The organism is Rhodococcus sp. T7 (assembly GCF_009872365.1).
Lineage (GTDB): Bacteria > Actinomycetota > Actinomycetes > Mycobacteriales > Mycobacteriaceae > Rhodococcus_F.
Genome location: NZ_WXYH01000372.1, coordinates 1 through 22,162, shown reverse-complemented (window position 1 = coordinate 22,162; position 22,162 = coordinate 1). Strand labels below are relative to the sequence as shown.

Annotated in this window: 23 protein-coding genes and 7 pseudogenes; 18 read left to right on the top strand and 12 right to left on the bottom strand. The window is 65.5% G+C overall.

The genetic code is table 11. The features are described 5' to 3' along the window. Window positions 1-15 precede the first annotated feature (15 nt). Complete coding sequence (locus MLGJGCBP_RS40040; protein WP_160102828.1) at window positions 16-543, top strand: hypothetical protein; 528 nt, start codon at window positions 16-18, stop codon at window positions 541-543. Between the two features lie 42 nt (window positions 544-585). On the opposite strand, the gene MLGJGCBP_RS40035 is transcribed toward MLGJGCBP_RS40040, so the two are convergent. Both MLGJGCBP_RS40035 and MLGJGCBP_RS40030 read right to left on the bottom strand, forming a co-directional pair. Continuing rightward, a complete protein-coding gene (locus MLGJGCBP_RS40035) occupies window positions 586-1,017 on the bottom strand; it encodes a hypothetical protein (RefSeq protein WP_236581651.1) in 432 nt (143 codons plus the stop codon). After that, entirely contained in the window at window positions 1,014-1,622 is a 609-nt protein-coding gene (locus MLGJGCBP_RS40030) for a dihydrofolate reductase family protein (protein ID WP_160102862.1), read from the bottom strand. Before MLGJGCBP_RS40030 ends, MLGJGCBP_RS40035 begins: the two co-directional genes overlap by 4 nt. Window positions 1,623-1,822: 200 nt before the next feature. Here MLGJGCBP_RS40030 and MLGJGCBP_RS40025 point away from each other — a divergent pair, with 200 nt between their 5' ends. Then, window positions 1,823-2,449, top strand: a complete 627-nt coding sequence (locus MLGJGCBP_RS40025) for a class I SAM-dependent methyltransferase (protein ID WP_160102826.1) — start codon at window positions 1,823-1,825, stop codon at window positions 2,447-2,449. Between the two features lie 3 nt (window positions 2,450-2,452). Here the strand turns inward: MLGJGCBP_RS40025 and MLGJGCBP_RS40020 are convergent, their stop codons facing one another. Next, complete coding sequence (locus tag MLGJGCBP_RS40020) at window positions 2,453-3,412, bottom strand: hypothetical protein (RefSeq protein ID WP_236581650.1); 960 nt, start codon at window positions 3,410-3,412, stop codon at window positions 2,453-2,455. Here MLGJGCBP_RS40020 and MLGJGCBP_RS40015 point away from each other — a divergent pair. Next, window positions 3,390-3,707, top strand: coding sequence for a hypothetical protein (locus MLGJGCBP_RS40015; protein WP_236581649.1), 318 nt, complete (start codon window positions 3,390-3,392; stop codon window positions 3,705-3,707). The genes MLGJGCBP_RS40020 and MLGJGCBP_RS40015 overlap by 23 nt on opposite strands. A gap of 20 nt (window positions 3,708-3,727) precedes the next feature. On the opposite strand, the gene MLGJGCBP_RS40010 is transcribed toward MLGJGCBP_RS40015, so the two are convergent. Both MLGJGCBP_RS40010 and MLGJGCBP_RS40005 read right to left on the bottom strand, forming a co-directional pair. After that, window positions 3,728-3,934, bottom strand: coding sequence for a hypothetical protein (locus MLGJGCBP_RS40010; RefSeq protein ID WP_072941917.1), 207 nt, complete (start codon window positions 3,932-3,934; stop codon window positions 3,728-3,730). Further along, a complete protein-coding gene (locus MLGJGCBP_RS40005; RefSeq protein ID WP_201453330.1) occupies window positions 3,931-4,185 on the bottom strand; it encodes a hypothetical protein in 255 nt (84 codons plus the stop codon). The genes MLGJGCBP_RS40010 and MLGJGCBP_RS40005 overlap by 4 nt, the downstream gene beginning before the upstream one ends. A 270-nt stretch (window positions 4,186-4,455) precedes the next feature. Between MLGJGCBP_RS40005 and MLGJGCBP_RS40000 the strand changes: the two genes are divergently transcribed. Beyond that, window positions 4,456-4,644, top strand: a complete 189-nt coding sequence (locus MLGJGCBP_RS40000) for a ChaB family protein (protein WP_012687742.1) — start codon at window positions 4,456-4,458, stop codon at window positions 4,642-4,644. Between the two features lie 59 nt (window positions 4,645-4,703). Here MLGJGCBP_RS40000 and MLGJGCBP_RS39995 read toward each other — a convergent pair. Further along, a pseudogene (locus MLGJGCBP_RS39995) lies at window positions 4,704-5,088 on the bottom strand (FCD domain-containing protein); the annotation flags it as partial. Between MLGJGCBP_RS39995 and MLGJGCBP_RS39990 the strand changes: the two are divergent. The 3 genes from MLGJGCBP_RS39990 to uvrA all read left to right on the top strand — a co-directional run bounded on the left by MLGJGCBP_RS39990 (window position 5,070) and on the right by uvrA (window position 9,394). Further along, on the top strand, window positions 5,070-5,564 hold the full coding sequence (locus MLGJGCBP_RS39990) for a hypothetical protein (RefSeq protein ID WP_236581648.1): 495 nt from the start codon (window positions 5,070-5,072) through the stop codon (window positions 5,562-5,564). The pseudogene MLGJGCBP_RS39995 and the gene MLGJGCBP_RS39990 sit on opposite strands and share 19 nt — an antisense overlap. 31 nt (window positions 5,565-5,595) lie before the next feature. After that, entirely contained in the window at window positions 5,596-6,762 is a 1,167-nt protein-coding gene (locus MLGJGCBP_RS39985) for an NAD(P)/FAD-dependent oxidoreductase (RefSeq protein WP_160102824.1), read from the top strand. Between the two features lie 88 nt (window positions 6,763-6,850). Then, window positions 6,851-9,394 carry an excinuclease ABC subunit UvrA gene (uvrA, locus tag MLGJGCBP_RS39980; protein WP_160102822.1) on the top strand — a complete coding sequence of 848 codons (2,544 nt, stop codon included), beginning with the start codon at window positions 6,851-6,853 and terminating at the stop codon, window positions 9,392-9,394. Window positions 9,395-9,769: 375 nt separating this feature from the next. Here uvrA and gvpJ read toward each other — a convergent pair whose 3' ends face one another. Further along, window positions 9,770-10,132 carry a gas vesicle protein GvpJ gene (gene gvpJ, locus MLGJGCBP_RS39975; RefSeq protein ID WP_087560697.1) on the bottom strand — a complete coding sequence of 121 codons (363 nt, stop codon included), beginning with the start codon at window positions 10,130-10,132 and terminating at the stop codon, window positions 9,770-9,772. Between the two features lie 768 nt (window positions 10,133-10,900). Between gvpJ and MLGJGCBP_RS52440 the strand changes: the two are divergent. The 4 genes and pseudogenes from MLGJGCBP_RS52440 to MLGJGCBP_RS39960 form a co-directional block, all read left to right on the top strand. After that, window positions 10,901-11,047: pseudogene (locus MLGJGCBP_RS52440) on the top strand (class I SAM-dependent methyltransferase); the annotation flags it as partial. 407 nt (window positions 11,048-11,454) lie between these two features. Continuing rightward, window positions 11,455-11,784, top strand: coding sequence for an ANTAR domain-containing protein (locus tag MLGJGCBP_RS39970; RefSeq protein WP_087560696.1), 330 nt, complete (start codon window positions 11,455-11,457; stop codon window positions 11,782-11,784). Further along, window positions 11,781-12,041 carry a hypothetical protein gene (locus MLGJGCBP_RS39965; protein WP_160102820.1) on the top strand — a complete coding sequence of 87 codons (261 nt, stop codon included), beginning with the start codon at window positions 11,781-11,783 and terminating at the stop codon, window positions 12,039-12,041. The genes MLGJGCBP_RS39970 and MLGJGCBP_RS39965 overlap by 4 nt, the downstream gene beginning before the upstream one ends. Before the next feature lie 123 nt (window positions 12,042-12,164). After that, on the top strand, window positions 12,165-12,785 hold the full coding sequence (locus MLGJGCBP_RS39960) for a hypothetical protein (RefSeq protein ID WP_160102818.1): 621 nt from the start codon (window positions 12,165-12,167) through the stop codon (window positions 12,783-12,785). Window positions 12,786-12,793: 8 nt separating this feature from the next. On the opposite strand, the gene hisC is transcribed toward MLGJGCBP_RS39960, so the two are convergent. Both hisC and MLGJGCBP_RS39950 read right to left on the bottom strand, forming a co-directional pair. Beyond that, window positions 12,794-13,897 (bottom strand): histidinol-phosphate transaminase, encoded by a 1,104-nt coding sequence (gene hisC, locus MLGJGCBP_RS39955; RefSeq protein ID WP_160102816.1) that lies wholly within the window; start codon window positions 13,895-13,897, stop codon window positions 12,794-12,796. Continuing rightward, window positions 13,894-15,577 (bottom strand): annotated as a pseudogene (locus MLGJGCBP_RS39950) (nitrite/sulfite reductase). Before MLGJGCBP_RS39950 ends, hisC begins: the two are co-directional and overlap by 4 nt. 104 nt (window positions 15,578-15,681) lie before the next feature. Here MLGJGCBP_RS39950 and MLGJGCBP_RS39945 point away from each other — a divergent pair. The 4 genes and pseudogenes from MLGJGCBP_RS39945 to MLGJGCBP_RS39930 all read left to right on the top strand — a co-directional run bounded on the left by MLGJGCBP_RS39945 (window position 15,682) and on the right by MLGJGCBP_RS39930 (window position 18,229). Further along, on the top strand, window positions 15,682-16,509 hold the full coding sequence (locus MLGJGCBP_RS39945) for a sulfurtransferase (protein ID WP_160102814.1): 828 nt from the start codon (window positions 15,682-15,684) through the stop codon (window positions 16,507-16,509). Window positions 16,510-16,560: 51 nt separating this feature from the next. Next, window positions 16,561-17,207 (top strand): annotated as a pseudogene (gene hemQ, locus MLGJGCBP_RS39940) (hydrogen peroxide-dependent heme synthase). Between the two features lie 63 nt (window positions 17,208-17,270). Beyond that, window positions 17,271-17,747 (top strand): MarR family winged helix-turn-helix transcriptional regulator, encoded by a 477-nt coding sequence (locus MLGJGCBP_RS39935; RefSeq protein ID WP_087560691.1) that lies wholly within the window; start codon window positions 17,271-17,273, stop codon window positions 17,745-17,747. Between the two features lie 50 nt (window positions 17,748-17,797). Then, window positions 17,798-18,229 (top strand): DUF5313 family protein, encoded by a 432-nt coding sequence (locus MLGJGCBP_RS39930; protein ID WP_087560690.1) that lies wholly within the window; start codon window positions 17,798-17,800, stop codon window positions 18,227-18,229. A gap of 25 nt (window positions 18,230-18,254) precedes the next feature. Here the strand turns inward: MLGJGCBP_RS39930 and MLGJGCBP_RS39925 are convergent, their stop codons facing one another. Further along, the gene (locus tag MLGJGCBP_RS39925) at window positions 18,255-19,268 is read right to left on the bottom strand and encodes an alcohol dehydrogenase catalytic domain-containing protein (RefSeq protein WP_160102812.1); all 1,014 of its coding nucleotides are present in this window, start codon (window positions 19,266-19,268) and stop codon (window positions 18,255-18,257) included. 99 nt (window positions 19,269-19,367) lie between these two features. Here MLGJGCBP_RS39925 and MLGJGCBP_RS39920 point away from each other — a divergent pair. Both MLGJGCBP_RS39920 and MLGJGCBP_RS39915 read left to right on the top strand, forming a co-directional pair. Further along, window positions 19,368-19,640 (top strand): annotated as a pseudogene (locus MLGJGCBP_RS39920) (VOC family protein); the annotation flags it as partial. Between the two features lie 25 nt (window positions 19,641-19,665). Beyond that, a pseudogene (locus MLGJGCBP_RS39915) lies at window positions 19,666-20,303 on the top strand (carboxymuconolactone decarboxylase family protein). A 29-nt stretch (window positions 20,304-20,332) separates the two neighbouring features. Here the strand turns inward: MLGJGCBP_RS39915 and MLGJGCBP_RS39910 are convergent. Both MLGJGCBP_RS39910 and MLGJGCBP_RS39905 read right to left on the bottom strand, forming a co-directional pair. Beyond that, window positions 20,333-20,968, bottom strand: a complete 636-nt coding sequence (locus MLGJGCBP_RS39910) for a VOC family protein (protein WP_160102810.1) — start codon at window positions 20,966-20,968, stop codon at window positions 20,333-20,335. 74 nt (window positions 20,969-21,042) lie between these two features. Continuing rightward, window positions 21,043-21,540, bottom strand: coding sequence for an SDR family oxidoreductase (locus MLGJGCBP_RS39905; protein WP_201453329.1), 498 nt, complete (start codon window positions 21,538-21,540; stop codon window positions 21,043-21,045). 358 nt (window positions 21,541-21,898) lie between these two features. Here MLGJGCBP_RS39905 and MLGJGCBP_RS39900 point away from each other — a divergent pair. After that, window positions 21,899-22,162: pseudogene (locus MLGJGCBP_RS39900) on the top strand (helix-turn-helix domain-containing protein); the annotation flags it as partial.

The following is a 22,162-nucleotide window of genomic DNA, read 5'->3' as shown; positions in this document are numbered from 1 at the left end:
GTGATTCAATCTGTCATGCGCAAGTCATTGCTGATAGTCGCGTTGATCGCGTTCTGGTCGGTTGCCGGTGCTGTGCCTGCGGGGGCGGCACCGACGCAGCCGTCCTGGTCGGGGGACTACTCGTTGAAGCGCTTCGCCGCGACGAAGACCGGTACGAGTTTGGCCGCGCGGCAGTGGGAGCCCGACTTCGCTGATACGTACCGATTCGAGACGAGTTGCACGGACGACTCCTGCATTGCGACCGTGATCGATGGGCCCACGCCGGCCAATCCGACTTTGCCGCTACCGCCGCGATACACGTGGGACGGGACCAGCTGGGTCCACACCTACGACTGGGAGTGGGACTGCTACCAGGGCGAGGGCGTGCCGAAGGTGTGGGCACCGGCGCACTCGGTTGCGTACTACACACCCCAGCCAGACGGGACGCTGACCGGTTCCTGGCGAACCGACATCGACAGCGGCCCGTGCGAAGGTTCGGTGATCATGGACGTCGCCGCCTATCCCGTCCAGCCGCCGCCCGGACCATTCGGTAGCAGTTCGTAGGACACGGGTGCACAGCGGCCACCGACCGGCTGAGCCCCCTGACTAGCAGCCGACCTGCGAGCATGCCCAGCTTCTGGCGATCTTCCATGCACTGTCTTCGGCCACGAACGGAATCGGTGACCCTTCCGGCTGCGCCTGCCCTTTGACGACGGGGTTGCCGAAGGCGAGTACAGATCCATCGCCACGATCCAGCACCGCGTGGAACTCGACAGTCATTCCCTCCTGAACGAACTTCTGGGCGAGCCGCGGATCTGCCTCATCGACGCCCTGAATCAGATTCACTCGGTCGGACAAGGGGGCGTCGTAGTCGAGGGCGGTGTTGTACAGCGCGGTCAGTTCGTCCGCCGTCGGGAGCATTCCCGGTATGCCGGGTGTGGATGATGCCTCACCGTCATCCGAACTGCACGCAGCCATGAGCACTGACGCGGCGACGACGATGCCGCAGGCCAATATCGAGTTGAACCGAAGCGTCATCGACGGGTCCTTCGCGGTGAGGAACGCACATGTTGGTCCGGCCCGTCGGACTCGCCGCGGACGCGCCGGTAGCGCTCGTAGATCACGCGCGAGCCGAATGTCCTGGTCTCGATCAGGTCCAGCGGAACGTCTTCGGTGACCGGCGGCAGGAACGGCGTGCCGCCACCGACGACGATCGGATTGCGAAACATGCGCAGCTCGTCGACGAGACCGAGTTCGATTGCTGTCGCAGCCAGGCCGGCGCCGCCGATCGAGACGTCCTTGTCGGTCGCGTCGAGCGCTGCAGCGGCCTCCTCGGCCAACGACGCCTTGGCGAGCCGGGCGTTGCCTTGCACGCTGTCGAGCGTGCGGCTGAAGACGACCTTCGGGATACTGCACCAGATGTCGGCGAACTCGGCCTGAAGCTCGGTGTCGCGCATCGACGGATCCGTCTCCCACGGCAGCATGGTCTCGTAAAGCCTGCGGCCGCACAGATGGCCGCCGAGCTCGCGTATCTGCTCGACGTGGAAACGAAACTGCTCGTCGTCGGGCACCGTCCACCCGAAGCCGCCCTCCCGGTCGGTGATGAAGCCGTCCACCGAGACGCTCATCGAGTAGATCAGCATGGCAATGTCACCGTTGAGCTGGACATCCGGCTCTCCATCCTTCTGCACGCTGCTCTGTCCCAGAGTGTGACCGGTCAGAGTGCGAAGACGCATCGTCGTTGGCGGGTTCCAGCGATCGTACGGCGATTGTCGACGCCAGGTGCCGACTCGCCCCGGGGAGATTCGGCGTGTGCAGCACCCGATCGACGATCATTGACCGCATGGCGAACGCGAGAACCCGACCAGGCGACATCGTCCGAGAGTCGTACTCGGCCAGATCCCAGGAATACTCGGCTCTCTTCGGCTCCATGACTTCGACACACCCGTCCGATCGGGCCCTGGTGAGCAGTTGGGCTGCCTCACTGACGGGACCCGTGCTCGACGCCGGATGTGGTCCGGGTCAGTGGACCGACTTCCTGGCCGCGTGCGGAGTCGCTGCGTGCGGAGTCGATCTGGTGCCCGAGTTCGTCGAACGGGCCCGCGCGCAGTCTCCGAGCCTCTCCTTCGAAATCGGCAGCTTCGAGACGCTGGACGTCGCGACAGAATCACTGGGTGGTGTGCTGTCCTGGTACTCGCTCATTCACCACAGTCCGCAAGACATCCAGACTCCGCTCGCCGAGTTCGCGCGCGTGATTCGACCGGGCGGCGGCCTGCTGGTCGGCTTCTTCGAAGGAACAACCGTAGAGGCATTCGACCATGCCGTGACCACTGCTCATCGATGGCCGGTTGCCGAACTCGGCCGGCAGTTGGCCCAGGCCGGCTTCGAGGTGATCGAGACACACACCCGAACGGGGAGCGGCTCCAGGCCTCACGGCGCCATCACCGCACGCCGGCAGAGCACCCGGTGACGGCTACAACCGTGGGTCCACCGGCTCGGACTCGAGCGCCAGAACCGCGAACACCGTTTCGTGCACTCGCCACAGCGGGTCGCCTTCGGTGAACCGGGTCAGCGCCTCGAGGCCGAGCGCATGTTCGCGCAGAGCCATCGATCGTTTGCGGCCGAGTGAGCGGTCGCGGAGAACATCGAGGTTCTCCGTGTAATCGGGGCCGTAGATGATCCGCAGGTACTCCCGCCCCCGCACCTTGATGCCCGGCTGAATCCTCCGGTGCGCCAAATCTGCAGGCGTGGGGCCGAGTGGCTTGACCACCATGCCCTCACCGCCGGCATCGGTCAGTTGCGACCACCAGGTGGTCGCCGCGTCCCGGGACTCGTCGGACGTGAGATCGACGAACCGGTGCCTGGTCGCGGCGATGAGGGGATCTTCGAGTGCCGCCAGCTTCGCGAGGTGCCAGGAGTGCGGTTCGGTGACTGCGGTCGCGCGGCCGTCACAGGCGAGGATGTGGAACGGCGCGAGCCGCACCCCGTCCAGGCCGGTCACCGGCCAGCAGTACCGTGCATACGACTCCCTGAAACGTCGGGCGTTGTCTGCGCGGGTTCGGGTGTGAGCCAACAGGTCTGCGACGTCCATCCCCCGCGCCGCGGCCCGTTCCAGCGCGGTGATCGCGTCCGGCAGCGCCGCACCAGCCGCGGCTCCGACCGACGCGTATTGGCTGCGGATCAGTTCTCCCGCCTTCGCCGACCACGGCAGCAGTTCGCAATCGAGTGCCAGCCACGACGACCCGAGGTCGTCCATCAGCGGTCTGCACGCGGTGCGGAGCCGGGCCACCAGTTCGCTCATCGTGGCCGGGTCGTCGAAGAACCGTCGGCCTGTGCGGGTGTAGACGATCCCCGAACTTCCGTCGGTGACACCGAACCGCTCCGCCGCGGTTGCGGCATCGCGGGCCAGGATGGCGATCGCCCGGGAACCCATGTGCTTCTCCTCGCACACGATCTCGGTGATCCCACTCGGCCGATCCGCGCCTTCTCCGCAGGACGAGTACCTGAACGAGATCGATCCGGATCGCGCCATTACCAGGTTGCCCGACGGATCCACTGTCACTCGCGCTGTCTACCCATCCAACGGCGGTAGCGCCTACTCCTCCATCACCCTTCCCACCAACCAACAGATCATCATCAACACCACCCCCATCGGGGGTTCCACCGTGCCGGTGACGTTGGAGCAGATCGAATACCTGGCGACCGCGCCCGACCTCGACTTGGGCTGAACTCCGACGAAGGCCATCCGTCACATGCTGTCGAAGATGCGCTGTTCTGGGACGCCGGCGTTCTGTGCCGAGGTGACGGCGTCGAGGAGGTCGTCGGTGAGTTGCTCGAAGGTGGCGGTGCGGACTCGTTCCGGGGGTCGGTCGCTCGGGTGGGTGGTCAGGAAGCAGTGCAGCATTGCGCACGTGTCGCGCACGTGTTCGAGAGCCCGGCGTTGGTCGTCGTTCATCGCCGGTCCGATTGGCGTCCGACGCTCGGCGCCGGTGCGTCGTGCGGTTCCCTCCGTGGGCAGGCGTGGTCGACCGCCCGCAGCAGGTCGTGGGTGAGTCGTCGGTAGGTCGAGAGCCATCGGTGGTCGACGGGTTCGTCGCGCAGATATGCAGTCAAGGTGGCGGTGTTCTCGCCGGTATCCAACCATCGGCGCAGGTCGGTGGTGCGATCCTGGACGTGCTGCAACAAAGAGTGTGGCGAAACGGGCATCGAGTCTCCTCTGGTACGGAATTCCCTTCGGCGAGAATGAATTTCACGTGGTGGCGAGCTTCCCGAGCCATTGTTGCCTATACCGGTGTCCGATGCTGGTGTTTCCCGGTCTGTGCCGCCGCTGTCGGGAGTCGGGCCGACTCGTGGCCGCCGATGGTTGATCGGTCGGCCATGTCGGAAAACTTGTCCGACTCCGGTTCCGTCGCGGTGGTACCGGGCGGACAATCGATGGGTACGACATCAAGCCCATGACCGAGAAGGAGTGGAGCCGTGAATCGGACCGACCTCCCACAGACACTGCGGAGATCATCGAAGGAGGTGCAGGCCGCTTTCGCCACGGCACACGAAACAGCCGTTCGGCGGTACGGCGAGGGCGAGGAGGCTCAACGTGCGGCATACGGCGAGCTCAAACAATCGTACGAACTCGTGACCGACCACTGGGTGCCCAAGCAGGACTGATGTCGCACCCGTGAGTACTTGTTAACCGCCGGACGTTGACAAGTACTCACGGGTGGAGGTCAGACGACGGCAGACCAGATCTCGTCGACGGACCGATCGGACGCCTCGGTGCGGAGGGCCTGGGCGACGAGCAGGCGTCCGGTGTTTTCGAGGTGCTTGCGCATTGCGGCTTCTGCCTCGTCGGGTTGACCGGCGATGATTGCGTCGATGACGGGTGTGTGCTCGTCGTCGATGTCGGTGAGGGTTCTGGTCTTGTCGGCGGTGTTGGCCCCGAGTAGCCGGGTGGTCTCGCGCAGATTCTTGACGATCGCGCGGGCCCGGCTGTTGTCGGCGGCGTCCAGGATCAGGTCGTGAAGCCCGCGGTCATGGTGGGCGTTCGTCGCCGACAGCGGCCGCGTCCCGCGTCAGGCGCTGCTGGCGGAGCAGTGCGTCCGACAGGGCGGGTCGGAGCGGCGAGCGCGAAACGGCTCGCCGAACTGGGCGCCACCGTCGTCGCCGTCTCGACGTCGCGGGGTGGCATCCACAACCCGGGCGGCCTCGACGTCGCCACCCTGCTCGACCTGCGCGAACAATACGGTGACGGCCTGGTCGACGAGTACTCCGACGCCAAGCCGCTCGCCGCCGGGGAAGAACTCTCGGTGACGGCGGACGTCCTGATCCCGGCGGCATTGCAGGACGTCATCGACGCCGATCTCGCCCGGACATTGCCCGCCAGGATCGTCGTCGAAGGCGCGAACCTGCCGAGCAACCCCGAGGCGCAGGCGGTGCTGGACGGCCGCGGCGTGACCGTCGTCCCGGACTTCATCGCCAACGCCGGCAGCGTGGTGGCTGTAGCCGTGGCAATGGGCGCCCGCTACTCGGCAGGCCTTGCGTGGACGGGCTCAACGGAACGCGGCGTTCTAGAAGACGGTCCGGCATAACATGATCACTCTTCAGGAAAGAAGAAGCGACATGAGCAAGGAACTCCCCGAGCAGGCGTCCGTCGTCGTGATCGGCGGCGGCGTCATCGGCGCCAGTATCGCGTTCCACCTCGCCGAATCCGGGGTCTCCGATGTCGTCCTTCTGGAAAAGGACGAGTTGGCCTGCGGCTCGACCTGTAAGGCCGCCGGCGGCGTCCGTGCGTCGTTCAGCAACGAGGCCAACATCGCGATCGGTCTGCGCGGCCTCGAGGTGTATTCGCGGTTCGCCCAGGACTACGGCCAGGAGATCGACTTCGGCCGCGACGGCTACCTCTACCTTCTCTCGGACCAGACCAACGTCGACATCTTCACCGAAAGCGTGGCGCTGCAGAACCGGCACGGTGTTCCGAGCCGGATGATCACGCCCGACGAGGCGAAGAAGATCTCGCCGCTCATCAGCACCGACGGGCTCCTCGCCGCCTCCTGGTCCCCCGAGGACGGCAAGGCCACCCCGGAATCGGTGGTGATGGGGTACGCCGCGGCCGCCCGTCGCCACGGTGCCCGCATCATCCGGCACTGCGCGGTCACCGACATCGAGAGCACGGGCGGCACCATCACCGCCGTGGTCACCGAACACGGACGTATCGCGACGCGCACCGTGGTCTGCGCCGCCGGGGCGTGGTCGGCGGAGATCGGCACCATGGTCGGGGTGCACATCCCCGTGGTCCCCGTCCGCCGGCAGATCGCGTTCACCGAGCCGCTGTCCGAGCTGCCCGACTTCTCGCCGTCGCTGACCATCGACTTTCCCTCGAACTTCTATTTCCATCCCGAAGGCAAGGGTCTGTTGCTGGGCTGGTCCGACCCGAACGAGCCCGAGGGATTCAACCTCAGGTTCGAACTCGAGGACTGGCTGATGGGTCTCGGCGCGATCGCGGAGACCCGGGTGCCGGCTGTTCTGGATTACGGCATCAGCACCGGCTGGGCCGGACTCTACGAGGTCACTCCCGACCGTAACCAGATCATCGACCGATCCACCGAGGTGGAGGGCCTGCTCATCGCCACCGGTTACTCCGGCCACGGCTTCCTGATGGGACCGGCGACCGGTGAGATCGTGCGCGACCTCTACCACGGCAGGGAGCCGGGCTACGACATCAGTTCGTTCACCCTCGGCCGCTTCGCGCAAACCGGTATCGGCGCAGGCGAGACGAACATCGTCTGACCGGACCCACCAAAGGGGCAGTGGTTGTACCCCTCGAGGAAGACTGGGACCCGACCTGCCCGAGCACGAACCGACACCTGGAGCAGTTGTGCCGACACTCGATCCCGGACCGCCGGCCGAACCATCGCGCGCCCGGGAATTCGCCGGCATCGAGGTGTTCGATGCCAGCGAACACAACCTCGCCCACGTCGATGTGTTCATTCCCCGGGACTGCATCGTCGCGTTCACCGGGGTGTCGGGATCGGGCAAGTCGTCGTTGGCCTTCGGCACCATCTACGCCGAAGCGCAACGACGTTTTCTCGAGTCCGTCACCCCGTACGCGCGCCGATTGATGGATCAGGTCGGAGCGCCCAGGGTGGGGGACATCACCGGGCTTCCCCCGGCGGTCGCGTTGCAGCAGGCCCGCGGTCACACGTCCGCCAGATCGTCGGTCGGCACCCTCACCCACATCTCCAACGTGCTGCGCATGCTGTTCTCCAGGGCCGGCACCTACCCTCAGGACGCCGACATCCTCGACTCGAACGCCTTCTCGCCGAACACACCGGAAGGGGGATGCCCGACCTGCCACGGCCTCGGACGCACCCACGACGTCGACGTCGACGCCCTGGTCCCCGACCCGAGCCGCAGTATCCGCGACGGTGCCGTCGCCGCCTGGCCCGGTGCTTGGCTGGGGAAGAACTACCGCGACATCCTCGACACCCTCGGGATCGATGTGGACCGCCCCTGGTCGGAACTCCCTGCAGACCAACGTGAGTGGATCCTCACCACCGACGAGCAGCCCACGGTCACGGTGTCACCGATCCGCGACCCGGGCAAGATGGTGCGCGACTACCAGGGAACGTTCTCGAGCGCCCGCACCTACGTCCTGCACACCTTCGCGACGACGAAGAGCGCAACCCAGCGGGCGAAGGTCTCGCGATACCTGGTCTCCCGCCCCTGCAGCGCATGCGACGGCAAGCGGCTGCGACCCGAGGCATTGGCGGTGCGGTTCGCCGGCCTCGACATCGCCGACGCGACCGAACTGCCACTGGCCGATCTGGCCACGGTTCTCGAAACCGCCGTCGCCTCCCACGATGCCTCCGCAGACGACGCCACCGATCGAGCATCGGAGGCGTTGGTGGACAACCTACTCGGACGTCTCCGGGGGTTGTCCGAGCTCGGACTGGGATACCTGAGTCTCGGCCGATCGACCACCACCCTGTCGCCGGGGGAGCTTCAGCGCCTGCGGCTGGCCACCCAGCTGCAGTCAGGCCTGTTCGGCGTCCTGTACGTCCTCGACGAGCCGTCCGCGGGCCTGCACCCCGCCGATACCGAGGCGCTGGTCGCTGCCGTGCGGCGGCTTCGCGCGGCAGGTAACTCCGTCTTCGTCATCGAACACAACCTCGACGTCGTCCGGGCGGCGGACTGGATAGTCGACGTCGGCCCCGATGCCGGGGAGCACGGCGGGAAGGTCCTCTACAGCGGCCCGGTGGACGGTCTCGCTTCGATCGCCGAATCCGTCACCCGCCGATACCTTTTCGAACAATCGGGCAACTACCCGGACCCCGCACAGCCGGGCACGTGGATCGAACTCTCCGGAATCACGATGCACAATCTGCGGGATCTGAGCGTCCGGATCCCGCTCGGGGTGCTCACCGCGGTCACCGGCGTGTCCGGCTCGGGCAAATCCACGCTCGTCAGCCGTGTGCTCACGGACGTCATCGCCCGGCACCTCGGCGTCGACGACGAACCCGGACCCGACACCGTGAGCGACGACACCGACGACTCCACGGCCGTCCTGGCCGACGGCCGCGACACCATCGAGCCGACGGTCGTGTCGTCCCACGGGCTCGGACACATCAACCGACTTGTGCGGGTGGACCAGACCCCGATCGGGCGGACTCCGCGCTCGAATCTCGCCACCTACACCGGACTCTTCGACGTGATCCGGAAACTCTTCGCTGGACACCCTACCGCCCGCGAGCGCGGATACAGTCCTGGCCGATTCTCGTTCAACGTCACCGGTGGCCGCTGCGACGAGTGCGAGGGCGCCGGTGTGATCACCATCGGCATGCTGTTCCTGCCCGAGGCCTCCGCGCCGTGCCCGGCCTGCACCGGCGCACGCTACAACGCGGAGACCCTCGAGATTCTGGTCGACGGCCGGTCGATCGCCGACGTCCTCGCGATGACCGTCGACGATGCCCGGGACTTCCTGAACCACGTCCCGGCCGCGAAGAAGAGCCTGGACATGCTGGTGGAGGTGGGTCTCGGATATCTGCGGCTCGGCCAATCCGCCACCACGCTGTCGGGTGGGGAGGCGCAACGCGTCAAGCTGGCCAGCGAACTGCAGCGCGTCCGATCCGGGCACACGCTCTACGTGCTCGACGAACCCACCACCGGACTGCACCCCGCCGACGTGGACCGACTCATGGTGGTGCTGCGCCGTCTCGTCGCGGCGGAGAACACCGTCGTCCTGGTCGAACACGACATGTCGGTCATCGCCTCGGCGGACTGGATGATCGATCTCGGGCCCGGCGGCGGAGACAACGGCGGCCGCATCATCGCCTCGGGTCAGCCGGCGATCGTCGCCGAGACGGCCGACTCCGCCACCGCCGCCTATCTCGGCCGGCACCTCGCGCCGTCCACGGTGTAGGTCCGCTCCATCGGCACCCCGCCCGCCTGGCCATGGTCGGCGAGGGTGGGCCGGTTGATGGGCGCCTGCGGCCGGGTCTCCGAACCTCGGTGCGGACGGAGTTCTGCAACCACCTGCTGTTGCCAGTAGGCATCCGATCGTGGCTGCGAGGACCGCGATGTGCTCATGCGGTCGCCTCCCCGGTAACAAGGCGTGCCTAGAGGAAAAGTGTTGGTTCCCCAAAAGATCGCGCTGGAGTGGATTGGTGTAACTCGCGGCCCCCGACAGCGACGAGCAAGTGTCTCATTTGTAGTCGATCAGGCGGCCGATGTCACGGACCGACCGGTCCCCCCGAACAGGTTTCACCGTCGAGGGTCGGTCTATCCGGATACAAATTCACTTCCCGCGTGGTGCGGGTTCGCGTTTGCTGCCCGATCCGTCGAGCAGCTCGCTGAGCGTTTCGCCCACTCCCTCGAGTACGCCCTTCGTCTTGGACTTCGTGCTGCCGCTGCCCTTGACGTCGGAAACGAGATCGGTCAGGCCCTTGGGTTCGCTGCCGATCGCGAGCCGGTTCGCCGCTTCGGCGAACCGCAGGTAGGTGTCGACGCTGGCGACCACGATGCGGGCGTCGATGGTGAGCAGTTCGATCCCGACCAGCGAGACCCGTACGTAGGCGTCGATGACCAGGCCCTTGTCCAGAATGGTGTCGATGACGTCGGCCAGGCTGCTCGAGCTCGGGCCCCCTCCTGCTGTGGTCATCGTTGTCGACTCCCTTCACCCGGACGGCATTCGTCGCTCGACGCAAACCGCACCGAACCCGACTACCCCCAACGACTGATCTTCAATCGGTCAAAAGCCCGAAGTGACTGGGCATTTCGGTGCGGGATCATGCGACGAAACAGGCCGACCGGTCGCTCCCCGCTGCTCGACCGCGCGAACCCCTCGTCAATCACGCCGCGCGTGAGCCTTTCTTTCGCGGAGAGAAAAAACAGCCCCGCTTCGGTGGCGCAGGAATGCCCGGCGATCGCGCGTGAAGTCACTGACGCGACGGTCGAATTCTTTCCACGCGCAGTAATGGTGAATTTCGGATTATTTGCGTCCGAGTCCTTTAGGTGGCGTGACTCCGCAGCCGAAATGTTCATACGCACAGATCAGGGTGATGGCCAGGCTGTCCCCAGGTGAGCCTGGCCATCGCTTGTCGGATCTCTCCGCTGGTCAGCCCAGTCCGAATCCGCCGCCGAAGGTGAGGCTCAGCCACTTCAGGAACGCCTCGAATGCGACGTTGAAGTCGATCCCTGCAGAACCCATCGGAATTCACTCCTGTGCTGGTGATGAAAATCCACGGGATCGTCGATCGCCGCTTACTTCATTTATCGCGTTCGCGATCTCGAGGTGTTTCACCAAATCGGAATATTCTCACATATTGAAATTTGACAACCGTCCATTTTCATCTGAACAATGGATCGAGAGATGGACGCCATTTTGGTGGATTCGGGGCGAACGAGTCGTGGTCGGAGTGGCTTCGCGGCGGGCTTTGATCCCGGCCGGCCCGCGGTCGTCGTCTCCACCGGCGTCACCATGTACCTCACGAAAGCCGCCACCCTGCGCCAGCTCGCCGGTCTGGCTCCCGGTTCGACGGTGGCCATGTCGTTCCTACTGCCCACCGATCTCGTCGGGGTCGTCGATCGTGCCGGACCGCACCGACGGCCTGCGTCCGTCGAGCGGCGAGGACCTGTTGGTGGCCACTATCTGATGGCGTTCGTTAACGCAGTCCCCGGTCGCGTGACCGTGTCGTGCTCGTGGGTCGAAATGGTGTCCAAGCCGGTGCAATCTCGCCTCGAGATAACGCTACTGTGTGGTACAGGTCACAAGTTGGTATCGCGATGTTAGTCGCGAATCGCACCGCGTGCCGTTTCATCAGGGCAAACGCCTTTGGAGCTGGACATGTGTCTAGATGACAGGTGCGGCTCGGTCCGCTAGAACTGATCGTGCATCGACAGTGACATGACTCACATTTTGCGTCCGGACGGGATCGTCGGCACACCGGCGGCAGATGCACGAGAACGAAGGAGTTACGCGGAATGATCGAGGACAGCACCGACCCATCCCTCACTCCAGTCCCCAGCCCGACGCGCCTGATTCCGCGAAGGCGCCCCGATGGCCGAGAACTGCTCGGTACGGCCAAGGGCATTCTGATTGCAGGCCGCGGCTGCACCGACGCCCAGGCGTTCGACGAACTTCTCGACGTTGCACGACGCCATCACCTCACCGTCCTCGGCGCTGCCCGGAGCCTGGTCGAGTTGGCGGCAGGCCCGTCACCCCGACCGCGCAGGGCCGACACCGCTCGATTCGACGAGTGGGAGCAGTTGGTCGCCCAACTCCCTCCCCGCCGACACGCGCAGGCAAGTTGACGCAACAGGGGGCGGTGGGCGGTATCCAGGCCGATCCCGAAAAGATCATCGGAACGGAAACGAGCCTCCCCCGCGAAACCACGTCGTCGCTCACCGCCGACGCGGTGGTATGGCCGGACCCGAGCCCGCTCGATTCGTGGTGGAAGCGAGTGGTCATCGACCACGCGACCGCACTTGCCGAGGGCGAGCCCTCCATTTACACCGAGGGCGAGCCCTCCATTTCCACCGAGGGTGAACCCTCCACACGGCAGAAGTAGGCGCCCGGGATTTCGTCTGTCCCTGTCGATATCATTGTCTCGCCCGCGTAGGGGGAGGAGTGTGGGAGATGGGGATTGGACGTCGGCGCCGCGCGGCGCCGCCCGAGGAGAAGGAGGCCCATCGTGTATGCACGCTCTTCCACCTTTGATGCGCACCCGTCGTTCATCGACGAGGGGATCAAGCATGTGCGCGACACCGTGATGCCCGCGCTTGCCGACATCGCAGGATCCGCCGGAATGTCCCTGCTGGTCGACCGAGGTTCCGGCCGGTGCATCGCCACCAGTTCCTGGACGGACGACGAGGCTCTGCGCGCAAGCGAAGCACCTGTTCGACAGCTGCGTGACCGCATGGCGGAGGTTTTCCACGCCACCGCTACCGTCGCGCGTTGGGACATCGCGGCCCTGCACCGCGACCATCGGTCACATCAAGGCGCCTGGGTGCGGGTCGCGTGGCTCGAGGTCGAGCCGGGTCACCTGGACCGTGTGATCGACGTGTACAAGATGTCATCGCTGCCCGCCATGCACGAGGTCGCAGGCTTCTGCAGCGCGAGTCTGCTCGTCGATCCGGCCGCCGGCCGGATAGTGTCTTCGATGACCTTCGACAGCGCCCCGGCGATGGGCGGTACCGGGGAAGTGGCCGAGAGCCTCGGAACGTCGGAAATGTGCGAGTCGGGCGCTCGGCTCCTCGAGGTGGGGGAATTCGAGTTGGCGATCGCCCATTTGCACGTCCCCGAGATGGCCTGACGAGAAGATCATGTGAGGTGGGATTCGGAAGGTGACGACTTCCGTGTCCCAACGGTCAAAGGGCCGATGCACGAGAGTAGGTGATCGTTCTCTCTCCTGCTGCCTACCGAGATTCTGATTTCCCGCGGTCCCGCCAGCCGGACAAATGCACCGTCCTGCGCCAGGACTCGTACCTTCTCCGGTGCACTGTGTTGGTGGGGGAGGAACAGGAAGTTCGCCTGACTGGGAACTACCTCGATCCCCGCACCTGTCAGAGTGTCGTACATGCGCCTCCGCTCGGACACCGTCGCCGTGATGCGCGATTCGAGGGCAGCCGTCACCGAGGGTTGGAGACACGCCAGGGCTGCCGCCTGAGCCACCGTGGAAACGGAGAACGGGATGCGTACGGCACGCAATAGGGAGCCGACATCGGGGGACGACAGGGCATAGCCGATCCGCAGTCCCGCCAATCCCGCGGACTTCGACAGCGACTTGAGCACGACGACGTTCGGGAATCGTCCGAGGAGTCTGGGGCCGCTCGCAGCGTTGGGATCGGTGACGAACTCGCGATAGCACTCGTCGAGGACGATCAGCAGGTCTTCGGGTACCGCCTCCATGAACGCCTCGACCGCGGTGTGGTCGACGGTGGTGCCGGTCGGGTTGTTGGGCAGGCACAGAATCACCACCCGAGTGCGGTCGTTTATTGCGGCGAGGATGCGCGCGAGATCGAGGCGGTGGTCGGGCGTGAGCGCGACTCGAATCGGTGTCGCTCCCGCGAGCAGCGCGCTGTGCTCGTAGCTCGAGAAGGAAGGCCATCCGTAGACGATTTCAGTTCCGGGGCCGGCGCACGCGGTGACGATGTTGCGCAGGAGGCTGCTGGACCCGCTGTCGACGCTCACCTGATCGGGGGACAGGTGCCACCGACCGGCGAGGGCCTCGGTCAGTTCCCCGCTCTCGAAGTCCGGATACCGATTGACCCGGGCGATGCTCGCGCGGATCGCCGCCACCACCCTGTCGTCCGGGGGAAAGGGTGATTCGTTCGAAGCGAGCCTCGCTACTGGTCTCAGGGAGTTTCCGGAGTCACCGGGAACGTAGCTGTCGATCTCGAGGATGCCGGGGCGGTGCCGGATCATGTGAGGTCGGCGTCGGTGGCGCGGTGGACCCAGTTCGCGAACTTCTCGGAGCGAGAACGGTCGGCCACATAGCGTCGAACTATGCGCTCGACGTAGTCGGCCACATCGGTGGCGGGTAGCTTGTGGCCGCGCAGTTTGCGCCCGAAGCTCGTGTCCAGCCCGAGGCTGCCGCCGAGATGAACCTGGAATCCCTCGACCTGTTCGGAGTTCGCGTCGGTGACGATCATGCCCTTGAGGCCGATGTCGGCGACCTGAATGCGAGCGCAGGAGTTGGGGCACCCGTTGAGGTGCAACGTGATCGGGTGGTCGAGCTGATCCTGGACGTCGGCGAGTCGGTCCTCGATTTCCGAGATGACGGTGGCGGCCCGCGCCTTGGTCTCGACGATCCCGAATTTGCAGAATTCGATGCCGGTGCATGCCATGGTGCTGCGTCGCCAGGGTGACGGACGCGACGGGAATCCGAGACTGTGGAGACTGGATTGGAGTGAGGCGATTCGTTCGTCGGGCACGTCGAGGACCACCAGCTTTTGCATCGGGGTGATGCGGACCCGTCGGGATCCGGAGGATTCGGCAACACTCGCCAGGTCGATGAGCATGGTGCCTCCGACTCTCCCGACGACAGGTGCGATTCCCACGGCGTTGAGACCGTTCTTCTGCCGCTGGATCCCGACGTGGTCGCGCGGCTCGTCGAGCGGCTCGGGCGCCGGACCATCGATCATCGGGTGTCCGAGGTACTCCTTCTCGAGCACGTCCCGGAACTTCTCGACACCCCAGTCCGCGACGAGGAATTTCAGGCGTGCCTTCGCCCGCAGACGTCTATACCCGTGGTCACGGAAGAGGGAGACGATGCCGATCCACACGTCGGGCACGTCCTCGAGCGGAACCCAAGCGCCCAATCGTTCGCCGATGCGAGGGTTGGTCGACAGACCGCCGCCGACCCAGACATCCAGTCCTGGACCGTGTTCCGGGTGTTCGACGCCGATGAATGCGACATCGTTGATTTCGTGGACGACGTCCTGGAGTCCGGAGATGGCGGTCTTGAACTTGCGCGGCAGATTGGAGTATTCGGGGTTCGCTATCAATCTGCGGGTGATCTCGCGCAGTGCGGGCGTGGCGTCGAGGACCTCGTCGACGGCGATGCCTGCCATCGGCGAGCCGAGGACCACCCGCGGGGTGTCACCTGCGGATTCGGCTGTAGTGAGGCCTACCCCTTCGAGCCTCCGCCAGATTTCGGGTAGGTCCTCGGCCCTGATCCAGTGCAGCTGAATGTTCTGGCGGTCGGTGAGGTCCGCGGTGTCGCGGGCGAACAGTCGGGAAACTTCGCCGACGACGCGCAGCTGTTCGGTGGTCAGTGCTCCGCCATCGATGCGGATGCGGAGCATGAAGTGCTCGTCCTCGAGCTCTTCCGGCGGCAACGTGGCGGTTCGGCCGCCGTCGATGCCGGGTGCGCGCTGGGTGTACAGCCCCCACCAGCGGAACCGGCTTCGCCGATCGGTGGGGTCGATGCCGGCGACACCGGTACGGCAGTACACCTCTTCGATCCGTTTGCGCACGTTGAGGCCGTCATCATCCTGCTTGACCTTCTCGTTCACGTTGAGTGGCTCGCGATCGCCCTGTGCCCATTGCCCCCTCTGGGCGCTGGGACTTCGCTTGGGCAGGACGGGTCGTCGGTGTTGTCATCCGGTGCTCCTGTCGAGACTGTGTGGGCGAAACTGTAGCGTAGGCGAATAGATCGTGCATTAATAATATGTGCACGCCCCGATTTCTGATGTGAAGGATGAACGATGAGCAGAAGCAACTTCCTGGTCGACGCCGACTGGGTCGTCGAACACGGGCAGGACCCCGACGTCGTCCTCGTCGAGGTGGACGAGGACACCACCCAGTACGAGAAGAACCACATCGACGGTGCCGTCCGCATCGACTGGAAACGCGACCTTCAAGATCCCGTACGCCGCGACTTCATCGACCGGCTATCGTTCGAGAAACTCCTGTCCGAGCGGGGAATCGCCAACGGCGACACGGTGATCCTCTACGGCGGGAACAACAACTGGTTCGCGGCCTACGCGTACTGGTACTTCAAGCTCTACGGCCACCGCGACGTCCGGCTGCTCGACGGCGGACGCAAGAAGTGGGAACTCGACGGCCGGCCGTTGTCGAGCGATATCGTCTCTCGACCGGCTACCGACTACGTGGCGTCCGAGCCCGTGTCGGGAATCCGCGCGCACCGCGACGAGGTGATCGAGCAGATCGGAAAGAAGAGCATCGTCGACGTCCGGTCTCCCGACGAATTCTCCGGCAAGATCCTCGCTCCCGCGCAGTTCCCACAGGAACAACCCCAGGTTCCTGGGCACGTCCCGACCGCTGTCAACGTGCCGTGGTCCAAGGCTGCCGCTGACGACGGCACCTTCCTCGGCGACGGCGAACTCCGCGCCCTGTATGCCGATGCCGGTCTCGACGACACGAGGGACATCATCGTCTATTGCCGAATCGGCGAGCGATCGGCGCACAGTTGGTTCGTGCTCCACGAACTGCTCGGCTACCCCGAGGTCCGGAACTACGACGGCTCCTGGGTGGAGTACGGCTCGTTGGTCGGCGTCCCGGTCGAGAGGTGACCTGCCTTGACCGGCTCTCGCTTCGTCGAACTCAATCAACGCGTGCGGTTCATGATGTTCACCGTGTTCCAGGTGGTTCCCGGCGCGCTTCCGGATGTACGCGCTGAGGTGGTGGACGATGCCCACGCCTACTTCGAGGGAGTCGCCGACTCCGGTGTCGTGCTCCGCGGAATCTACGACGTCGCGGGATTGCGTGGAGACGCCGACTTCATGATCTGGACGTATGCCGACACCGTCGAAGGGTTGCAGGCGGCCTACGCGGGCTTTCGCCGCTGCCGACTCGGGAAAGCGTGTACGACGGTCTGGAGTGCGGCCGCGCTCCACAGGCCGGCCGAATTCAACCGCAGCCATATCGCCGCATATGTGGCCGATGAGGAGCCGGGGCAGTTCGTGTGCGTGTACCCGTTCAACCGATCGCTCGAATGGTATCTGCTGCCGGACGCCGAACGACGACGGCAGCTCGCCGAGCACGGCCGAGCGGCTCGTGCCTACCCGGACGTGCGCGCCAACACCGTGAGTTCCTTCGGGTTGAGCGATTACGAGTGGATCCTCGCCTTCGAGGCTCCGGATCCGAGCCGGATAGTCGACATGATACGAGACCTTCGCGCCACCGACGCGCGCCGGACGTTCGGCTGGAAACGCCCTTCTTCTCCGGCCCGCGAACCGGCCTCGATGCCCTCGTTGCGCGTCTGCCTTGACGAGCACCAGATTGATTCGTGCAATATTAGTTATTGCACGAATCAATCTGGTAGCCTGGTCGCATGACCGCAGACGTGCAGCAGGGTAAGGCCGGTGACGATCTACTTGCTCTCGACCGGCAGGTGTGTTTCGCGCTTGCGATCGCGAACCGGGCGGTTCTCGCCGTCTACCGCCCCTTGCTCGAACCGATGGGGCTGACGCATCCGCAGTATCTGGTCATGCTCGCCCTCTGGGGAAAGGCCCCGATGGCGGTCAAGGAGATCGGGACCGCACTGCAACTCGATTCACCCACCCTCTCGCCGCTCCTCAAGCGCCTCGAGGCGTCCGGACTGATCACGCGCACCCGCAGTCGGGCCGACGAGAGACAATTGGATGTCGAACTGACCGAAGCCGGTGCTGCCTTGCGCGCGGAAGCAGTGAAGATTCCGCCCGCCGTGATCGAAAAGCTCGGCGTCAGCCTGGCCGAACTCGAGGAACTTCACGACGTTCTCACCCGTGTCAATCAGGCTGCACTCAGAGCGGGCGCGCTCGATCAATGAGGACAACCATGTCGAATACGATTCCAGCACAACATGAACAGGTAGTTGTCATGTCGCGAAAGACACAACGAACCCGGCCCGGCCCCCTACAGTGGCTGGGCTACGCGGTAGGCCGCAAACTTCCCGACTCCATGCAGGACTGGGTCCGCAACGACCTGGTCGGTGACTGGGCCGTTCCCCGGCACCTCGTCCGCAGCATGGTCCCGTTCGTTCCGGTCTTCGCCGTGTTCTTCCTGTTCCCGGGACCGCTCGGGCTGCGAGCCTCCATGGTCCTGCTCGGAGTGCTGCTCGCCGTGTTCTATGCGGTGTCGTACATGGCGCAGAACCGATCTCGACGCCTCGAGAGGCACGGGCTGCCGCCAGATCTGGAAAACCCGAAGAAGGCGTCCCGTCATGACGCCGAAAAGGCGGCGTACGAGAAGCTCCACGGACCTTCCGTCACCTGGGGCGTCGAGCGGCGGGGCGGCAACGAACTCCGCTGAAGACGGTCGATCAGCCCGGGAACGGTCACATGGTGAGGACCATGCGGTAGCGTGCCCGCCCTGCCTCCATCGCGGCGTAGGCCTCCGCGGCTTCGCTGAGGGGCCGCTCCTCGATCCGTGCCCGCACGCCGGACAGGACCGCGAATTGCATCGCCTCCTCGACGTCGCGGGCGGTGCCGGACGGGTGACCGGTAACGTTGACGCCGGGAGTGATCAGCTGCAGGGGACTGATCGGCAGTGGGTCGGGTGTGACACCGACGACTGTGAGCTCACCGAGCGGAAGCAGCCCACCGACCACGGCACCCATCGCCGTCGAGTTCGCCGCCGTCCCCAGGACCACCGACACGCCACCGAGTGCGCGTAACGCTTCGCTGACGTCGCCGGCGGTGGAGTCGACGTAGTGATGGGCGCCCAGCTGGCGAGCGTCGTCGGCTTTGTCGGCGCCACGAGCGATGGCAATCGTCTCGAAGCCCATCGCCCGGGCGAACTGCACACCGAGGTGGCCGAGCCCGCCGATTCCCAGGATGGCGACGCGGTCACCCGGAACGGCCCGTGTCTTCCGCAGCGCGTCGAACGTGGTGACCCCGGCACAGCCCAGGGGCGCGGCCTCGGTGAAGGACAGTTCGCTCGGAATCCGGGCAAGCGCGTTGGCGGGAACCGTCACGGACTCGGCGTATCCGCCGGGGTACTGCCAGCTCGGCACCTGCAACTTCTCGCAATAGATGAAGGTCCCCCTGCGGCACGGGATGCACTGATTGCAGTGCCCACCGAACCAACCCACCCCGACGCGGTCGCCGACGGCGTAGTTGTCGACGCCGGCGCCGAGTTCGGCTATGGTTCCGGCGATCTCGTGTCCCAGCGTCAACGGCCACGACATCTCGGGGAACGCGCCGCTGACGAACGCGTGGTCGGTGCCGCATACGCCGCACGCCGAAACGGCTATGCGAACGTGGTCGCGCGGCGGCGATTCGGTTTCGACGTCGACGAGTGTCAGCGGCTCGCCGGGGGCCTGGACGTGAACTGCCTTGTGGGTAGGCATCTGCATCATTCCTGTCTGTCGTCGTGAGCGAACGAGACCCACGTTTCAGTCAAGACCCTCAGCGGAGCTCCTGACAAGGGTGGATGCGGGCCGCGGGACGTCGCGTTCGCGGTGCCGCCGGAACAGTTCGACGAGTACTACACCCGCATGCAGGCAGAGGGAATCGAGGTCAGCCGGGTCCTCAATTACGACGACAGCTCCGCCGGCGTGTCCCGGCACGTGCACCCGGGCACCTTCGTGCGCTCGTTCTACTTCCAGGACCCGGATGGCGTCCTTCTTGAATTCGCTTGCTGGACGCGAACGTTCACCGAAGCCGACGTCTCGCACGAACCGAAGACCGCCGCCGACCGGCGCGTACCCACCGCCTCCTGACCGTCATCGTCCGAAAGGAACAACCGTGCCCCGTCTCCGTGAGGTACCCCGCGCCGAAGTCACCGACGAGAAGATCCCCTTCTTCTACGACCGACTGTTCGGACCCGACAAGGATCCCGCCGTCGATCACGGCACCATCCACGCCACCCCCGGCGACTGGTGGACCGTGTTCGCCCAGTCACCGGACGTGTTCCGGCACGCCGTCCGCGGGTTCTCGCTCTACCGCAACGTCACCCTGGACCCCCTGCTGCGTGAACTGGGGCAGGCCAGGGCCGGGTACGCACGCGGAAGCCAGTTCGTCTTCTCCCAGCACTGCAAGCAGATGCGCACCCTCGGGGCGCCGGACGAAAAGATCGCGGCCCCTCCGCACTGGCAGGTCAGCGACTGCTTCTCCGCACTCGAGCGGGCGGTCCTGGCCTACACCGACGGCCTCGTCTACGACGGCGGCCGGGTGCCGAACGAGGTGTTCGCGGTCCTGAAGGCCCACCTGACGGATCCCGAAATTCTGCAGCTGACCTACATCACCACCCTCTACGACATGCACGCCACGATATGCCGGGCCCTCCGCCTCGAATTCGACGACCGGCCGGAGTTGATCGCCGAGGTCGAGATTCCGCCGGAGTCGAGGTCCGCGACCTTTCGGTCGATCTGTCCGGAGAATGACACCTCGCTCCGCTACCGGTCGCCGCTCCTCACGTGGGTAGCTCTGCCCCGGACTGCTCGGCGGCCATGTACTCGGCGTACCAGTCGGGCCAGTTCGGGTCTTCCTCGCCGGTGCGCTCTTCGTGCCGGCCGTGGGCGGCCGCCGCGCGCCGGAGCGCGGTTGCGAGGTCGCGTGCGGAGCCGAACGACGTGATGGCCGTGTCGATCCTCCCGGCAAGCCGGGTTGTGACCTCCTGCAGCAGCCAGGTATTGCCGTCGGGGTCGCTGAACGACGCCAGGGAGGAGTAGCTGCGACGGTCGGGGTCCGGTCCGTCTGCAGGCCCGTCCGGTCCGCGGTGGAATACGCTCACCGCGATGCCGGCAGCGACCAACTGGTCACGGGCCACCTCGATGTCGGAGACGATGAGGTATCCCTTGGCCGAACCGGGTGCGGCCGTGGTGAGGTCTGCGCCGAAGTGAATCGAGGCGTCGGAGCCTGGCGGAGTGAACTGGACGACGCCGGAGCCGGGCGGTGTGACGTCTTGCCTCCAGCCGAGTCCGGTGTAGAACTCGGTGGCGCGGTCGACGTCCGAGACGGGGAGGACGACGACCTCCAGCTTCATGTCGACGGTCGCGACATTCGCGTTGCCGGTTGCCTCGTCGGTGTGAACTTCGTTGGTGCTCATGGGTTTCCTCTCGGGATTTGTCGGGATCGATCGGACAGGTCCTGCGTATCGCTGCGTCTGTCGTCGTGCGGTCGTCAGAAGACGAACTGCTGGCCGCCGTTGACGTCGTACGTCGCGCCGGTGAGCGCCGTGTTGCTCATGATGTGGACGGCGAGGGCTGCGACGTCGGCAGGGCCGACGACCCGGCCGATCGGAAGCTTCGTCCGCAACTCGTTCCGCCGTTCGGTGAGCCGATCACCGAGCAGCGATGCCGACAGCGGGGTGTCGACGAAGCCGGCGGCGATGAGGTTGACGCGAACCGGCGCGAGCTCGAGAGCGAGGGCCGCCGTGAACGGAGGCAGTGCGGCCGGGTCGTTGGCGTCGTACGCTGCCGTGCGCTGGGTGCCGACGTCTGCCGCTGCGGCCTCGAGCCGGTCGGGATTGCGTCCGGTGAGGATCACGTCGGCACCCTCCATCCGGGCGCGTCGCGCTGTTTCGAGCCCGATGCCTGCGCTGCCGCCGATGAGGACGACGGTCTGCCCGGCCAGCTCCGGTTCACGCTGCATGGAGACTGGTGTGGTTTCGCTGGTCACGATTTCTCCGATCGGTAGCGTCGGCCACCGATCACCGGGATTCGCACGTGAGAAGCTCTCACACCGACCGATCACGTCGGCGCGGTGCGGGAGGGCACGTCGCAGTCCGGCATCGCGCGACCTCGAGTCGGTGTCCGCCTACCGAAATGTTTCTACAGTCGTCGTGGCCGGGCAAGGGTGGGTGCCACGATGGTTTCTGCGGCCGCTGCTGCGGATGGTGCTCGGGTTTGCAATCATTCGACATCGTGCTGTGTGCCTTGGTGATTGAGCATGCTGCCGATCGTCGCGCAACCTTGCGTGAGTTCTTCCCGGTGCGCAACAACATTGCGTGTTCGTTTTTTTCGTTTTACGTTGGGGTATGGCACCTGGGATGAAACAGACGGTGTTGCCACCGACCGCCGATGATCGGGATCTGCTTGGAGCGTTGAAAGCTGTTCTCGCTGGTTCTGAGGAGGTGTCGATCTCGACCTCGGCTGGGTCGGTGCCGTTGCCGGACAGTGTCCGGGAGTTACTCGTCGACGCGGTCACGGCTCTGGATCGGGGGCAGGCGGTGACGGTGGAGCCGCATCGGACGGTGTTGACGACGCAGGAGGCCGCGGAACTGCTGGGCATTACCCGGCCG

Coding starts and splice junctions, on each gene's coding strand:
- MLGJGCBP_RS40040 (WP_160102828.1), top strand. CDS start 16: ATGCGCAAGTCATTGCTGATAGTCGCGTTGATCGCGTTCTGGTCGGTT.
- MLGJGCBP_RS40035 (WP_236581651.1), bottom strand. CDS start 1,017: ATGACGCTTCGGTTCAACTCGATATTGGCCTGCGGCATCGTCGTCGCC.
- MLGJGCBP_RS40030 (WP_160102862.1), bottom strand. CDS start 1,622: ATGCTGATCTACTCGATGAGCGTCTCGGTGGACGGCTTCATCACCGAC.
- MLGJGCBP_RS40025 (WP_160102826.1), top strand. CDS start 1,823: ATGGCGAACGCGAGAACCCGACCAGGCGACATCGTCCGAGAGTCGTAC.
- MLGJGCBP_RS40015 (WP_236581649.1), top strand. CDS start 3,390: ATGGCGATCGCCCGGGAACCCATGTGCTTCTCCTCGCACACGATCTCG.
- MLGJGCBP_RS40020 (WP_236581650.1), bottom strand. CDS start 3,412: ATGGGTTCCCGGGCGATCGCCATCCTGGCCCGCGATGCCGCAACCGCG.
- MLGJGCBP_RS40010 (WP_072941917.1), bottom strand. CDS start 3,934: ATGAACGACGACCAACGCCGGGCTCTCGAACACGTGCGCGACACGTGC.
- MLGJGCBP_RS40005 (WP_201453330.1), bottom strand. CDS start 4,185: ATGCCCGTTTCGCCACACTCTTTGTTGCAGCACGTCCAGGATCGCACC.
- MLGJGCBP_RS39985 (WP_160102824.1), top strand. CDS start 5,596: ATGAGCAAGGAACTCCCCGAGCAGGCGTCCGTCGTCGTGATCGGCGGC.
- gvpJ (WP_087560697.1), bottom strand. CDS start 10,132: ATGACCACAGCAGGAGGGGGCCCGAGCTCGAGCAGCCTGGCCGACGTC.
- MLGJGCBP_RS39970 (WP_087560696.1), top strand. CDS start 11,455: ATGATCGAGGACAGCACCGACCCATCCCTCACTCCAGTCCCCAGCCCG.
- hisC (WP_160102816.1), bottom strand. CDS start 13,897: ATGATCCGGCACCGCCCCGGCATCCTCGAGATCGACAGCTACGTTCCC.
- MLGJGCBP_RS39945 (WP_160102814.1), top strand. CDS start 15,682: ATGAGCAGAAGCAACTTCCTGGTCGACGCCGACTGGGTCGTCGAACAC.
- MLGJGCBP_RS39935 (WP_087560691.1), top strand. CDS start 17,271: ATGACCGCAGACGTGCAGCAGGGTAAGGCCGGTGACGATCTACTTGCT.
- MLGJGCBP_RS39930 (WP_087560690.1), top strand. CDS start 17,798: ATGTCGCGAAAGACACAACGAACCCGGCCCGGCCCCCTACAGTGGCTG.
- MLGJGCBP_RS39925 (WP_160102812.1), bottom strand. CDS start 19,268: ATGCCTACCCACAAGGCAGTTCACGTCCAGGCCCCCGGCGAGCCGCTG.
- MLGJGCBP_RS39910 (WP_160102810.1), bottom strand. CDS start 20,968: ATGAGCACCAACGAAGTTCACACCGACGAGGCAACCGGCAACGCGAAT.